Annotated in this window: 14 protein-coding genes; 6 read left to right on the top strand and 8 right to left on the bottom strand. The window is 40.6% G+C overall.

All coding sequences use genetic code 11. From position 1 onward, the window contains the following. Window positions 1-335: 335 nt before the first annotated feature. Window positions 336-857 (top strand): helix-turn-helix domain-containing protein, encoded by a 522-nt coding sequence (locus ACZ47Z_RS02220; RefSeq protein WP_154432480.1) that lies wholly within the window; start codon window positions 336-338, stop codon window positions 855-857. Window positions 858-1370: 513 nt separating this feature from the next. Here the strand turns inward: ACZ47Z_RS02220 and ACZ47Z_RS02215 are convergent. The 8 genes from ACZ47Z_RS02215 to ACZ47Z_RS02180 all read right to left on the bottom strand — a co-directional run bounded on the left by ACZ47Z_RS02215 (window position 1371) and on the right by ACZ47Z_RS02180 (window position 8599). Beyond that, window positions 1371-1868 carry a nucleotidyltransferase domain-containing protein gene (locus ACZ47Z_RS02215; RefSeq protein ID WP_009247521.1) on the bottom strand — a complete coding sequence of 166 codons (498 nt, stop codon included), beginning with the start codon at window positions 1866-1868 and terminating at the stop codon, window positions 1371-1373. Window positions 1869-1952: 84 nt separating this feature from the next. Beyond that, window positions 1953-3497 (bottom strand): ATP-binding cassette domain-containing protein, encoded by a 1545-nt coding sequence (locus ACZ47Z_RS02210; protein WP_117972073.1) that lies wholly within the window; start codon window positions 3495-3497, stop codon window positions 1953-1955. 453 nt (window positions 3498-3950) lie between these two features. Beyond that, window positions 3951-4328, bottom strand: a complete 378-nt coding sequence (locus ACZ47Z_RS02205) for a TnpV protein (RefSeq protein WP_009247523.1) — start codon at window positions 4326-4328, stop codon at window positions 3951-3953. A gap of 26 nt (window positions 4329-4354) precedes the next feature. Further along, window positions 4355-5494, bottom strand: coding sequence for a plasmid recombination protein (locus ACZ47Z_RS02200; RefSeq protein ID WP_019190307.1), 1140 nt, complete (start codon window positions 5492-5494; stop codon window positions 4355-4357). A 355-nt stretch (window positions 5495-5849) separates the two neighbouring features. Next, window positions 5850-7004, bottom strand: coding sequence for an AAA family ATPase (locus ACZ47Z_RS02195; protein WP_009247525.1), 1155 nt, complete (start codon window positions 7002-7004; stop codon window positions 5850-5852). After that, the gene (locus tag ACZ47Z_RS02190; protein ID WP_009247526.1) at window positions 6994-7329 is read right to left on the bottom strand and encodes a plasmid mobilization protein; all 336 of its coding nucleotides are present in this window, start codon (window positions 7327-7329) and stop codon (window positions 6994-6996) included. Before ACZ47Z_RS02190 ends, ACZ47Z_RS02195 begins: the two co-directional genes overlap by 11 nt. Then, window positions 7319-8410: a site-specific integrase gene (locus tag ACZ47Z_RS02185; RefSeq protein ID WP_009247527.1), complete on the bottom strand. Its 1092-nt coding sequence runs from the start codon at window positions 8408-8410 to the stop codon at window positions 7319-7321. The genes ACZ47Z_RS02190 and ACZ47Z_RS02185 overlap by 11 nt, the downstream gene beginning before the upstream one ends. Then, window positions 8411-8599 (bottom strand): helix-turn-helix domain-containing protein, encoded by a 189-nt coding sequence (locus ACZ47Z_RS02180; protein WP_009247528.1) that lies wholly within the window; start codon window positions 8597-8599, stop codon window positions 8411-8413. Between the two features lie 448 nt (window positions 8600-9047). Here ACZ47Z_RS02180 and ACZ47Z_RS02175 point away from each other — a divergent pair, with 448 nt between their 5' ends. From ACZ47Z_RS02175 to ACZ47Z_RS02155, 5 genes are all read left to right on the top strand, one after another. Further along, complete coding sequence (locus tag ACZ47Z_RS02175) at window positions 9048-9578, top strand: helix-turn-helix domain-containing protein (RefSeq protein ID WP_009247529.1); 531 nt, start codon at window positions 9048-9050, stop codon at window positions 9576-9578. Between the two features lie 518 nt (window positions 9579-10096). Further along, window positions 10097-11272, top strand: a complete 1176-nt coding sequence (locus ACZ47Z_RS02170) for a MarR family transcriptional regulator (RefSeq protein WP_023921589.1) — start codon at window positions 10097-10099, stop codon at window positions 11270-11272. A gap of 2 nt (window positions 11273-11274) precedes the next feature. Further along, entirely contained in the window at window positions 11275-11805 is a 531-nt protein-coding gene (locus ACZ47Z_RS02165) for a hypothetical protein (protein WP_005333547.1), read from the top strand. 132 nt (window positions 11806-11937) lie between these two features. Beyond that, window positions 11938-12786, top strand: a complete 849-nt coding sequence (locus ACZ47Z_RS02160; protein WP_005333545.1) for a MerR family transcriptional regulator — start codon at window positions 11938-11940, stop codon at window positions 12784-12786. A gap of 328 nt (window positions 12787-13114) precedes the next feature. Then, on the top strand, window positions 13115-13642 hold the full coding sequence (locus tag ACZ47Z_RS02155; protein ID WP_005333543.1) for a DUF5697 family protein: 528 nt from the start codon (window positions 13115-13117) through the stop codon (window positions 13640-13642). Window positions 13643-13645 lie beyond the last annotated feature (3 nt).

Here is a 13645-nt window from a genome sequence, read left to right as displayed (position 1 = left end):
ATTCCATTCACCTCCTCCCGCATCATCTTCGAGGAAAACCCTCTCTACTTATCCAAATTTTCAAGGCATCTTATACAATCCCATTTTCAAATTTTCTTCAGCTTAACGTTATTCAGTTAGGTTTGATCGTATTATATTAACTTTTTTCAGTTAAGTCAAGTTGTTAATCTGTCGGTTATTAAATTTTTTTGTTTAAGTTTTTCTTGCGTCTTATTTTTCCATATGCTATACTGATTTAAACAAATATCGTTAACCACCAGTTCCTATTCATTGCATAACGGTAGGAGCTTATATTCAAAATCGAATAAAAGATTTCAGGAAAAGGAGATATCCCTATGGCATTTGGAAAACGTATTAAATTTTTCAGAAACAGAAAAGGTATGAAACAGAAGGAGCTTGGCGAACTTCTTGGATTCCTTGGAAAGACTTCGGATGTTCGTGTGGCGCAGTACGAGACAGAAGCCAGAACCCCTAAAGCTGATCTGGTCAAAGAAATGGCACAGATCTTCGGTGTAAGCACCAGAGCCATCAATGTCCCGAACATTGACTCCTATCTCGGTCTCATGCACACCCTCTTTGCACTGGAAGATATGTATGGCATTAAGATCGGAGAAATTGACGGAGAACTCTGCCTCCGACTTGACCGGGAACAAAAAGAATATCAGCATCTGTTTGAACCTTTTCATGCATGGCAGCAAATGGCTGCAAAACTGGAAGCCGGAGAGATCAGCCAGGAAGAATACGATAACTGGCGATATAACTATCCGGAATTGGACACCTCTGAGATTCGGGCAAAGATTCCGTCTCAGGAACTCTCTGACGAACTCATCAAGGCTCTGAAAAAAGAGAATCAATAAAGAAATGCAATCATCAGAAGTGCCCAAGGGCACGTTCTGAGATTGTAAGCGGTCGCCAAGGTCTCAAGCAAGCTTGGACTTTGGCTCGTTGCTACTACAAAAAGAAAAAAACCTTACTGACTGCTCTTTCCAATTTGGGAAACAGTTCATCAGTAAGGTTTTTATGTTATAGAAATATAATTTTATTCAAGGAATATTGCAAAAAGTGTTGCCAGTCCGTTGCCAAAAAATAACGGAATTTGCTTGGAACCCGCATAAATACTGGGTCTATTTTTGCAAAATCCTATTCGAACTCTACAAAGACTAACGCTTTTTGTTTAGGAATTATTCTCTGTAATGTTTCTCGTTCTTTTGATTATTTGATATATCCATATTATCCTGCCTATACGAGCTAATGTTATCATTTTGTTATCGGCATTGATAACACCTACTCGATAACTGTGGATAATAACTATATGTAGCATGTCAAATTATAAGCTATTTTGCTTAGAGATTCAACACAAAACTGAAATTTTACTTTTCCTTATATTCATCTGGTATTGCTATTTGAAATGTTTCACACAACAGCATCACATCATGCACATCATTTTTATCGTGTTCATATCCCAAATGAAGCATTACCTGACTCAATGGTTCAATACAAGAAACAGTTATATCTCCAACTTTTCCAATACCGGAAAAAGTTTTTGATGGAAATATATCTCCCTCATAAACAATTCCGTCATCTGTAAATTCAAAACAATGTAAATCAATGATTCTTTGTTTATCATCTTTCCAGACAGTATGACCATCCGTTGTATAATCAGTATTTACTTCCTCAAATCCATGCTGCTTAATCACATAAATATAATCATGATAATGTTTCAGTTCAACAAACAAATCAATATCATTGTGTATTCTTGATTCTCTTTTAAGAAGTGCATCAACACCCCATCCGCCATCTAAATATACTTTAATTTCGTTTTGCAAAGCATATTTTATAATTTCACATGCATCTTCTGTACGTACCATAATCTATCCTCCAAATTCAAATCTTTGTATGCTTTCCAACTCACTAAAAGCCTGAAATTTGTCAGTCTTTCATCCTTTTTGTTATCAATCACCAATTAGCTGTAATCCATTAGGATTTAGCTGATATATTTTATCGCACACCTCTTCAATATACTTTCTATCGTGAGAAATGCTAATGACAGCCCCCGGAAATTCTCGGAGCATTTTTCTTATTACCGGACCGGACAATGGTGAAAAATTTCTTGTCGGTTCATCCAGAATAAGAACATTTGCACCACTTAAGCTCATCCTCAAGAGAAGCACTTTCGCCTTTTGTCCGCCTGATAACTCCCGAATCGGATGCTCCATTTCATCTGGTGTGTATTTAAGTGAACCAAGGTATGTTCTAATTCTTGTACGCTCTTCTTTATCTCCTGTTTTATCAAGGTAATCAACCGGTGTAACATCCAAATCCAGCAGGTCTTCATAAGTTTGAGGCATATATTCTGCTTTAATGTCATTCCGATTTAGGAGTTCTTCCGCTATCTTTTTTAGAAGAGTCGTTTTTCCTGCCCCGTTGGCTCCTATCATACAGATTTTTTCTGAACCTTTTATTTTTAAATGAATTCCTTCTGCTAAAATTCTTTTGCCATCCGGAGTCACAAGCTTTGAAAGTTCATATTCTATGACCGTTTTTCCTGCGGGAATGTGTGAGTTTTCATCCCCTAATTTGACAAAGATTGCTTCTTCCTGTTCCGGCATCTGAGTCATATTTTCATCTTCTTTTTCAAATCTTCGTTCCATTGCCTTAACCGTATGCATTTTGTCCTTTAAGTTTTTGGCAACAGACGGTGCTTGTCTGGTACAACTTCTTAATGCACCTTGTACACTCTGCATAACTCTTTGATATTTTTCATCGCGAATCTTTTTCTCCCTACGGTCACTCAGTGCCCGCTGTTTTTGGATTTCAAATTTATGAAGCCGTTCTTCCACATAGCGTCTATAGGGAAGCTTTGCCACGGTATATCTCGCCTTTGTTTTTCGTATAATCTGCTCGATATGTATCACCATGTTGGCAGTACGCTCTATCAGCGTTTCATCGTGTGAAATAAAAAGCACAATGTGCTTCCAGTCATTTATGATTTTTTCCAGTAATGTAAGCGTCGCAATGTCGATGTCATTGGAAGGTTCGTCCAACAACAGCACAGAAACATCGCGAATGAAAAGCCTCATAAGTTGTGTCTTGACTTTTTCGCCTCCTGAAAGACTACCCATTGTCTGGTTACTGTAGAAAAAATCATTTTTCATTCCAAATTTTCCCACAATAACAGACAATTCTTTAGGCGTTTTCTCCCAGAATATTTCCTCTTCAGAAAAATATTCGTATATTGTTTTTTCCTTATCTTCATCGAGCATCTCCTGCGGAAGATAACCAAGACGTTCGTGTCCCATTATCCTTTCCCCATCTGCTTCTATATAGTTTTCTACAAGCGACGGATTGTATATCCACTTCATTAATGTCGATTTCCCATTTCCCTCTTCTCCAATAATAACTGCCTTATCTCCATCATTTAGCACAAGGTTGAAATCATTAAGAATTATTCTCAGGTCTTTTTTATGTGTTAAATTTAATTTTTTTATCTGCAACATTAAAGTTTCTCCTTTTCGAAGTCTGAGCCAATTATTATTTTGAACACACAAAAACGAGTCTTTTTTGCATACGCAAAAATAGACTCGCTAAATAGACCCTTATTTCTTTTCCAAAAGGAAAACAAAGGAAATGCCTCTTGCGATAATCCAACTTAAGCGTACACAAAACAAACCTATTCTCTACAGGCTCAATAACTATATGTGTCTTACTTAAATCAAATTATCTATTAATCATTTCCTCACCTTACACAAAATGTGCCTTTCTTTCTTCTAATGGCAATACTATCATACTGTATTTTTTGTGTCAATACATTTCACCTTATGGAAGTGCAAATTAAAATTTTCACTTCCTAATTATACATCCAACCATTACGAAATTCAATCTTTCACAACCTCTTTACAACCACAACCACAGCACTCCAGCAAACGCAGGAGCACCATACCGTAAAACGCTTATGTGTAAATCAACTCCGTTCCTACAACTTCCCTCACACAAGCCTGAATATTATTCATTCTTCCAATCCATTCGTAGGGATTATCTTTCTTTAATTGTTCCGTCACATCTTGTCTGTCGGCATATTCCTTTACCAGTCGAAGAAACATATCCTCTGCTTGCTTATCGACTTCTGCAAGATAACTATGCAGCTTTCCGCTTGTCAGCAGGTTCATATATAACACTTTATAGTGTTCCTTTAAATGCCTTGCATGTCGTTTCCCCCATAAACCAATCGGCTCTATTTCTTCTTCGGCTGGTACTGTGATGTTCGGCAATAAATAATCACCCACCTGTCTATAAGTTCCGCCCATTTCTTCAAAAATTGTCTTTGTCATTTTCCTTTTCCTCCTGTGATTTTTGTCTATCGTGATCGTGTATTATCACGCTTGCGACCTTTAACTGTTCTTGCCTGCTCCAACAAATCATCTATCTGTTTGCGACCAAAAACCTTACGGAGCAGGCTGTAATCTTTATTTTCTGCTTTTAGGATTTTGTTTTCTTCGGTCAATCTTTCATTGACTTTCTCCAAACGCTGATTGGTGCGGTATAACTGTGCATTCGCTGTATTCAGCCTATGATAGTTGTCCCACCCCTCAAAGCAGCGGGCAAGCACCGTTTTGACAAGTTGCTTCAATTTCCTTACAACCGGCTCTGCCATTTTGGTTTTATATGCCTTTGCAGTCATAAATTTCTCTGGTTCTGGCAACTGATATTTCGGTGCAGTATCAAGCTCTATTTCAAGATTTGACAGCTCGTCTTTTGCCTTATCATAGTTCAATACTCGTTCCGACAACACATCAAATTCAATCTGTTTCTGCTCGATTTTCGCACCTAATGCCGCCACTTCTTTTTCTCTTTCCTGCTTTTTATAATCCAAAACAGAAAGATGTTTTTCGTGTGTGCCTAAATGTTCCCACTCAATCCCATAACGTTCCATCACCGCCGCAAGCTGTTCTTTTTCGGACTGTATCCATTGCGACCACTCCGTATCGCCACGACTGCCGCCCTTAAAACCTTGCGTTGCAAGAGCCTGCTTTAGTGACACTCTTGTATCAAGTCCACGCTTGCTGCCTGTGGTAAAAGGTACAAAATCTATGTGCAGATGTGGTGTAGCTTCATCCATATGCAGATGAGCCGAGAACACCCGAAGCTGTGGATTTCGCTCCTGAAAACCCTGATAGTATTCATCTAAAATCTGCTTTGCCAGTTCTCCGTTTTCCGTATCGGCGTTCATATTTCCCTTACCGCCCACCTGTAAAATGATTTCGTGGAACGGTTTTTCCTGCTTGGAACTTCGGATTTTTTCATAATAATCTTTTATCTTTCGGTCTGACCTTATCTGCTTGGCATTGTATCTTTCCAATGCTTCATCAAACAATTCGTGATAAACTGTCTTTATATTTTCATTGCAGTAGTCGATATTGAGATGAGTACGAGTTCCGTCTACATTTTCTGCTCGGAACTTTCGGCTATTGTGATTGACCGAGCCTTTACCGACCATTGCACTTATCGTTCTCTGCATTTTTTCATCTCCCATCTGTAAATTTCAACATTCTCAGGTTTTGTTACTTTTGTCAAAAGTAACGCAAAAGCACTTTTGACGGGTACACCCATCAAAAATGCGACCTGTAAACAGGTTTTGCGTTCTCCGAAGGCTCTCCGAGGGGTGAGCGTGTGCCGGTGGCACACACGCCTGCGAACCGACCGAGCCAGCAGGCGAGACCAAAGAGCCGCCTTTGAAAAGGCACTCTCTGCACACTCCCCTAAACTTTATCCGGTGTCAAAGTGTGACGATGGTGACAATGTTTTTCACAGCGTGCTGCTCTCAAAAACATTGACACCTTTGACACCGTTTGTCACGCCGTCTGCTCGGTTTCTTTCCAAAGTGAAACCTTTCTTCCGTCGTGTGTGCGGCTGTTCTGATAACGGATACCGTAATCACGAAACAGCCTGCTTGCGTTGATACTGAGCCTTAAAGAAAGTACATTCGGCTTTATATCCACCGCAAGCCTTTCGCAAAGTTCCGAAGCAGTTCCTTCCCATCTGTCACTTTCCGAAAAGAGCGTATCCGCTATCTTCTCAAGCAGAGGTTCGGGCGGTTCTTTCCACATCTCCGTTTCCGATTTTGCAAAGTTCCACACCAATCGCTCGCTGTCCCTTACAAGATGGATTTTCATATCCTGCTGGTCTCTGCCAGCAACATCAAGTGTGGCATTGTTGGAAGTACGCTTGTCCTTACTGAGAACAAATGCACCGTCTGCCGCACCCATCAGACCATTCGTGCCTGAAATCATATCGAATATATCTTCCGATTTTTGTTTGCGTGTATGATGAACAATAAGCATTGAAACCTTGTAACTGTCTGCCAACGCTTTCAGCCTTGCCACAACATCATAATCACTTGCGTAGCTGTAATCTGCTCCGCCTGCTTCACGCACACGCTTTAAGGTGTCTATGATAATCAAGCCTGTGTCTGGGTGTTCCCTCATAAACCCTCTTATCTGTTCTTCCAGTCCGCCATTGACCGTTTTACATTCCGTTGCGAAATACAGATTGCCTGTCTCCTTTGCACCGAACATCTGAAACAATCGCTTCTGCAAACGTGGGTAATCATCTTCAAGGGCAAAATAAAGCACCGTTGCCTTACGCACCTTATACTCCCAAAGCGGTGTGCCTGTGCTGATATGATAGGCAAGCTGTGCCATCATAAAGCTCTTTCCCACTTTCGGGGAACCTACGAAAAGGTAAGTTCCCCTTTGGAGCAGACCGTCGATAAGTGGTGTCTGAACCTCAAACACCGTATCATACAGCGTTGTCATTGATACTGTTTTCAGATAGGAAGGGTCTAACTGTCTGAGTATTTCCCTTTGCATTTCTTCAAAAGATTGCTCGTACCCCTTGAAATCCGTATCCTGATTGACTATACTATTGTCAGTACATTTGGAAAGTGACTGTTCCGCATCTGTTGCCGCAGATACATTTGGAATAGTCATTTCTTTTTTATTCTCCATTCGCATCCTCTCCTTTCAAACCGCCGAGAATAATGGAAATCAGTTCTATTACACTCAGCAGTTCATCATCCACACCTTTTCCTGCTTCAATCCTTTTCAGTTCCGCAAGGACTGTGGCAAATTCCGTTTTCAACGCCTTATACACTCTCGGATTGCCCTGTACCACCACATCCTGATTTAAGCAACGGCGGTAACAATACTCCTGTTTTGGCAATCCTGATAGAGCTACAGCTCTGTTAATGAGTTCGTTTTCTTCGGGCGATACTCGAAACCCTACTGTGATATTCCTCCAACGATTTTTGTTATCTCTGTTCTTAGCTGACATTTTCAAAATCTCCTTTCCCTAAATCATCTAATTTTTCTGCCATCTCAATCTGCTTTGACGGAAAGAGGTGTGCGTACTGATAAGTAATATCAATACTTTCGTGACCAACTCGGTCAGCAATCGCCACCGCAGAAAAGCCCATATCAATCAAGAGTGAAATGTGGCTGTGACGGAGATCGTGAATGCGGATACGCTTCACGCCTGCCGCCTTTGCCCCTCTGTCCATCTCGTGATGAAGATAGCTTTTCGTCACCGTAAAGATACGGTCTTTCTTCTTCAATCCGTAAAGCATACCGAGATATTCTTTCATTTCCTCACACAGAAACTTCGGCATTTTAATCGTGCGGTTGCTCTTTTTCGTTTTCGGAGAAGTAATCACATCCTGCCCTTTCAAACGCTGATAGGATTTATTGATTGTGACTGTTTCCTTATCAAAGTTGAAATCTGCCGGAGTCAAAGCTAACAGCTCGCCCTCTCGGATACCGCACCAGTAAAGCATTTCAAACGCATAAAAGGAAACAGGCTTGTCCATCATCTCAAAAGAGAATTTCTTGTATTCTTCCTTTGTCCAGAACAGCATTTCCTTGTGTTCCTCACGTCCCATATTTCCCACCTTTGCCGCAGGATTGGAACGCAGTTCATAGTAGCGGACAGCGTGATTGAAAATGGCGGACAACTGATTGTGCAGCGTTTTCAGATACGTCTGTGAATAAGGCTTTTTCTTCTCATCACGATAGGCAAGCATTTCATTCTGCCAAGTAATAATCTCCTTTGTGGAAATCTCGCTGATTTTCAGTTTCCCGAAATACGGAAGTATCTTTGTGCGTATGATATGCTCTTTGGTAAGCCACGTGTTTTCCTTCAAACGGTTCTTCACATCATTGATATAAAGCTCCGTAAAGGCTTCAAAACTCATATCAAGGTCTGAAGAAGTCTGCAATTTGAACATTCTTTCCCATTCCTGTGCTTCTCGTTTGGTAGCAAAGCCACGCTTGCATTTCTGCTTGCGTTCCCCTTTCCAGTTCACATACCTTGCCATCACATACCAAGTACCGTTATCTTCATTCTTAAATACCGGCATTTACATTTCCCCCTTTCCTGCTCCGTAGAGCCTTTCGTAAAAATACTGGCGATTTACACGCCCTGCAATCGTAATAAAGCCCTTTGCTTTCAATTCCTCATTTAATTGTCTGATGAGTTTATATGCATAAGGTTTTGATACGTTTAGTTCCTGAGCCACATCTTCGGCTCGGATAAATCTGTTTTCCATATCCTTTTTCTTCCTTTCTTAAAATAATTTTTTGCTTGCCGCTTTCTCCGTGTTAAAGTTCCAACAGGCACTCCTGCTTGTCGGCAGGCGCTGTGCTGTCCCAATGCACCGCAGTACATCAGGCGCTCGCTCGTATAGGGGTTCCCGAAAAGTCGGAGACTTTTGGGGAAGAGGAGGAGCAGTGCAGCGAATGAGCTTTTGTGCTTGCACACAAGCGAACGATACGGAACTTGCTCCGACGAGGTCTTGGCGGTTTGGCTTTTCGGACGGTCATTCAGTTGTCGCATTAAGCATATTTGTTTAATTCGTAATTTATTTTACTAAACATATTTGCTATTGTCAAGTGGTTGCAAAGAAAATATTAAACATTTTTGTTTCGGTTTTTCTTGACTTCCACTAAACATTTCTGCTATACTTATTTCACTAAATATAAAAGGAGCGTATCATTATGGCTATCAGCGAAAGAATACATTTTTTCAGACTAATGCGTGGTATGACACAAAAGTATCTCGGTACAGCAATCGGTTTTCCAGAAAAGAGTGCTGATGTGCGTTTGGCACAGTACGAAACTGGTACACGCAAACCGAAAGCAGACCTTACAAATGCATTGGCACAGGTGCTTGATGTTTCTCCACAGGCTCTTGATGTTCCTGACATAGACAGCTATATCGGTCTTATGCACACTCTGTTTACCCTTGAAGATATTTACGGTCTTACTGTCAGTGAAGCAGACGGAGAGGTATGCTTAAAGGTCAACAAGGACAAAGGCAGAGAAGCATATGAACTCCTCAAAATGCTGTATGCTTGGAAAGAACAGGCAGACAAGCTATCTTCCGAAGAAATCAACAGAGAAGAATACGATAACTGGCGTTACCATTATCCAGAGTTCGACACCACACAGCGTTGGGCAAAAGTTCCATCACAGGAATTAAGTGACGCTCTCGTGGAAGCATTCAAAGACCACTTGAAAGATAAATAAGCACCTACAGGACCTGCCACTGGCAGCTCCCTACAGATGCTTTGGCAACGACAAAAAAGCCCTTAACTATGGTTATTAACCACAGCTAAGGGCTTAGTTTATAATATGGAATTTGTTCAGAGCCAAGCTCCGAACTTTAGTCTGCAAGCCACCTGTTAATTGTTCCGTTACCCATAAACCACTGGATAACAAGAATAATGGCACTTGCTATGACTGTTATCAATTTGTTATCAAAAGACTAATCGAAATCGCTGAAACCCGCATAAACACTGGCTTTTTTAAGCAACTCGATTTATTCAAACTCCAGACAGACAGTACGGAGTATTAACGCATATAGACGATTTTAAAGGCTTTTTAACCAGTTAAGAGCAACATAGCCACATAATCTAAATTTTAAAAATGCAATAAAAATGCAATGAGTGACACGACTACTTGCTATACTTCCATCGGCTTCTTCTTGATACCAACACTATGAAAAGTCCGATTACAATTAAATATACTTTGAAAGGAAGATCACCATGAATTACAAATTAGAACTCAAACAAATCGTGGAATTTCCACGCTGTCGCATTTACCGTGACTTCATACAAACTTTAATCACTACCAAGAGCATCCGAACTACCGGGGGCTCTTTTCTTTTTTATTATCTGGTATTATGCTCCTATGCAAATTACCGCACATCCTACCGCCGGATGGAACACATTACCTATACCATTGGTCCAGGAGAGTGGATCTGCACAGTCACAGATCTTCAGGAATGGTTTCGCTGCCGTTTCCAACATCAAGCGTTGTCCATCCTTCGATTTTTTGAAGAGCAGAATTACATTACCTACTCTCTTCTCGGCAAAAACCGCCTGGTCAAATTCAAAATATCAGACTGGCCCAAAGACAATACCGTATTGGAATACAACTATCCCTGTAAAAAAGATACAGGGTTTTTCTTTTTCCCGATTGCCAAAGTTCACGAACTAATTGGCATTGGAAAATGCTCGGAAATGGATGTTATTCTGGATCTGTGGATTCATGCAGTTTACAACGATTCCTCTGTCCTGGGATCTGATTCCGGTCCCATTGTCTATTACCGGGATAATACCGGAAATCCCCTTACCAGCTTTAATGAACTGGGTGAAAGGTGGAGTCTGTCAAAGGCATCGGTATCACGACTCTTGAAGAAACTGGAGGAAAAAGAATACATTACACTTATCTCATTTACAGGAAAACACGGAAGCGTAATTTATCTCAACAATTACCTGTCCGTGATGTTTAATATCAGCGACGTTATGATTGACAAGGAGGAGATCGCTATGAAGATGCAATTACCAATCCATGTACCTGAAGAAATCACTATTGAGGATTCTGCTTCTGTTAGCGTTTCAGAAACTGTCACAGACTCACAAATCACCGTTACAAAAAATGATTCCTGCGTTCCAGATTCACACATGAAATTTATCGTGCAAAAAGTCGCAGAACTATTGGATTCACAAGGGATTCCATGTTGCCACTGCTCCAAAACCCGCTATATATTATCTCCATTATCAGCCTGCAAAGATATATTTAATACATTTACTCTAAATATTATCTGTCCCTACGGAAATGCCGCTTATCGGTTTGAGTTGTCCGTAAGTCCAGGGGATGAGTCTGCCCAAAAGATGCCTGCCGTGGCAGAGCCTTCTGCACTGAAAGGGGGGGAATAGACATGGCAAACCGCAATACACAGGGATTTCCTTCACCCGAAGAAGATCCACGTTTTCACGACACCTATCAGTTTTTACGCAGATACCGGGATGCAACCTACAGCCTGAAGGTAGTCGTACACCAGATGGAGCACCAGTTTAAGCTCCAATACGACAATGACATCGACAAATTTCTGGACTCCATCTATGCTGCCGGGGCTGATCTTACCGGAAGCGACATCGAACAACGGGCAAAAAGTATTGCCAGAAGCAACCAGATGCTGAAGCTTTTGGAATCATCCATCGATCTCCTCCGGAACAATCACAAGCATGGGGAACAGTATTACTGGATTCTCTACTACGCTTTTCTCTCTCCACAGGAAATGAAAAATACAGATGAGATATTGGATAAGCTGGCTCACCACATCACCAATATTTCCTACCGCACCTATTACCGGAAACGCAGGGCTGCGATTGAAGCACTCAGTACCATCCTTTGGGGATTTACTGCAAAAGAGACATTGGATACGCTCAACAAGTTCTTTCCAGAGTAATACATATCGCCTATCTCCTCGGCTTTTCGTAATATCATAAAAATGTTATACTAAAAAATGCAAAATATATATTGACTCTCACGGAACGTCATAGCGTACAGTTATCTTATCAGGAACAGGAGGTCAGCAACTATGAGGACAGTCAAAGAAATATCAGAACTTACAGGTATCAGCGTTCGCACGCTTCACTATTACGATGAAATCGGGCTTTTAAAACCAACACAAAAAAGTGATGCGGGATACCGGCTTTATGACGATAGGGCATTGGAAATATTACAGCAGATTCTGTTTTTCCGTGAGTTTGACATTCCTTTGAAAGAAATCAAAGCTGTTCTGGAGAATCCTGCTCTTGAAAGGAACCAGATCTTGCAAATGCAGAGAAAAATGTTGGTAGCAAAGAAAGAACGTATGGAACATCTGATTGCCAGCATTGATGATATCCTGAAAGGAGAGAATAAAATGGATTTTGCGATTTTTAGTAAAACGGAAGTTGAAGAAATGTTCCAAACTATGTTTGAACATATGCCTGACAATATGAAAGAACTTGCTGTAAAAGAGTTTGGAAGCATTGAAGAATGGAAAAAGCATTATATTAAGACAGTTTCATCAGAAGAAATGCAGAAAGGCTATGCTAAAGTTGTTGAGTGGTATGGAGGAAAAGAGCAATTCCTGTCTGTTGCCAACAATCCTATTAGCAAAGAGGCTGCAGAAAGTTACAACCAACAATTTGACAATCTTTTATACAAATTAGCAGCTAAAAAAGTATGTTCACCAGATTCTTCTGAAGTAAGAGAACTTGTTTCCGAATACGGTTTTCTTATGAAACAACTTTCACAGATAAAGAAAGAACACGGTCTGATGGTTGCACAGGCTCAATATTACCGTAATGAAAAAATCAAACCTATGATAGATGAAAAATACGGCAATGGTACAGCCGAATTCTTCGCACAAGCTTTCGAAGCATTTTATAAAGACAAGTAATCATTAGAACTACACAAAAGCACAACAATACACCATGCAGGGAATCAAAATGGTTTCCTGCTTTTTTTATGCCAACCAGTGAAAATGGCACAGAAATGACCTGCTTCTGCGATTGAAGCGTAAAATTACCCATGCTACAATAGGTATTGCTTATAGTTTTCCTTATTTCCAGCACCCATAGATGGTGCTTTTTTTGTACCTGTAAATTCAATCGCTGACAGCAGGTTCTATGTACTTTGTACGTACACTATACTTACAATACCAAACGTATCCTGTACGTACAGCCATATGTATAAAGTTTCCTATTATATATAGAAGGGAGTCAATCATGAAAACAAGGAACGAAATCTATCAAGGAGAGGGAGCCAAGCTCTTACGGTTCATTACCACTTACCATACTCTGAGGTATGACCAGGTTTTACAACTTTTCTCCCGACATGAGCAGTCTATCAAGTCATTGATTACCAGCCTCATCAAACAAGGGCGCATCATTTACGATAAAGAGCATGACCTTCTTTGTGACAGCCAGCAGTCTGCTGAGAATCCTGACTATGCTATAATTACATGCTTCTGGGTACTGCTGGATTTTAAGAAAGGTGTTGTATACCACACCAGTGGCGAATTTCCAATCAAGCTCAATTTCTTTTCGCAAGATGAACAATACGAAATCATCTATATCGGTGAAGAACAGGAGGCTCTGATCAATCATGTGATGGAAAGTATCCCATCACATGGTTCCAAACGCCTGATTGTCTTAGAATCCGAAAGCCAGGCTGCCAAAATCACCATTGATGATGTAGCCGCTTACTGCCTTGTAAATGAATCCGGTGCTGTCAGTTACTACATGAGAAAGTAGGTT

It is taken from the genome of Mediterraneibacter faecis (assembly GCF_055383675.1).
Note: the sequence above shows the minus strand (reverse complement) of the source record. Positions and strands in the feature narration are given on the sequence as shown.

Bases quoted from the DNA above. Each gene is read 5' to 3' on its own strand.
- ACZ47Z_RS02190 (WP_009247526.1), bottom strand. From the start codon at position 7,329: ATGTCAGCTAAGAACAGAGATAACAAAAATCGTTGGAGGAATATCACA.
- ACZ47Z_RS02220 (WP_154432480.1), top strand. From the start codon at position 336: ATGGCATTTGGAAAACGTATTAAATTTTTCAGAAACAGAAAAGGTATG.
- ACZ47Z_RS02200 (WP_019190307.1), bottom strand. From the start codon at position 5,494: ATGGTCGGTAAAGGCTCGGTCAATCACAATAGCCGAAAGTTCCGAGCA.
- ACZ47Z_RS02170 (WP_023921589.1), top strand. From the start codon at position 10,097: ATGAATTACAAATTAGAACTCAAACAAATCGTGGAATTTCCACGCTGT.
- ACZ47Z_RS02160 (WP_005333545.1), top strand. From the start codon at position 11,938: ATGAGGACAGTCAAAGAAATATCAGAACTTACAGGTATCAGCGTTCGC.
- ACZ47Z_RS02175 (WP_009247529.1), top strand. From the start codon at position 9,048: ATGGCTATCAGCGAAAGAATACATTTTTTCAGACTAATGCGTGGTATG.
- ACZ47Z_RS02210 (WP_117972073.1), bottom strand. From the start codon at position 3,497: ATGTTGCAGATAAAAAAATTAAATTTAACACATAAAAAAGACCTGAGA.
- ACZ47Z_RS02195 (WP_009247525.1), bottom strand. From the start codon at position 7,004: ATGGAGAATAAAAAAGAAATGACTATTCCAAATGTATCTGCGGCAACA.
- ACZ47Z_RS02215 (WP_009247521.1), bottom strand. From the start codon at position 1,868: ATGGTACGTACAGAAGATGCATGTGAAATTATAAAATATGCTTTGCAA.
- ACZ47Z_RS02205 (WP_009247523.1), bottom strand. From the start codon at position 4,328: ATGACAAAGACAATTTTTGAAGAAATGGGCGGAACTTATAGACAGGTG.
- ACZ47Z_RS02165 (WP_005333547.1), top strand. From the start codon at position 11,275: ATGGCAAACCGCAATACACAGGGATTTCCTTCACCCGAAGAAGATCCA.
- ACZ47Z_RS02185 (WP_009247527.1), bottom strand. From the start codon at position 8,410: ATGCCGGTATTTAAGAATGAAGATAACGGTACTTGGTATGTGATGGCA.
- ACZ47Z_RS02180 (WP_009247528.1), bottom strand. From the start codon at position 8,599: ATGGAAAACAGATTTATCCGAGCCGAAGATGTGGCTCAGGAACTAAAC.
- ACZ47Z_RS02155 (WP_005333543.1), top strand. From the start codon at position 13,115: ATGAAAACAAGGAACGAAATCTATCAAGGAGAGGGAGCCAAGCTCTTA.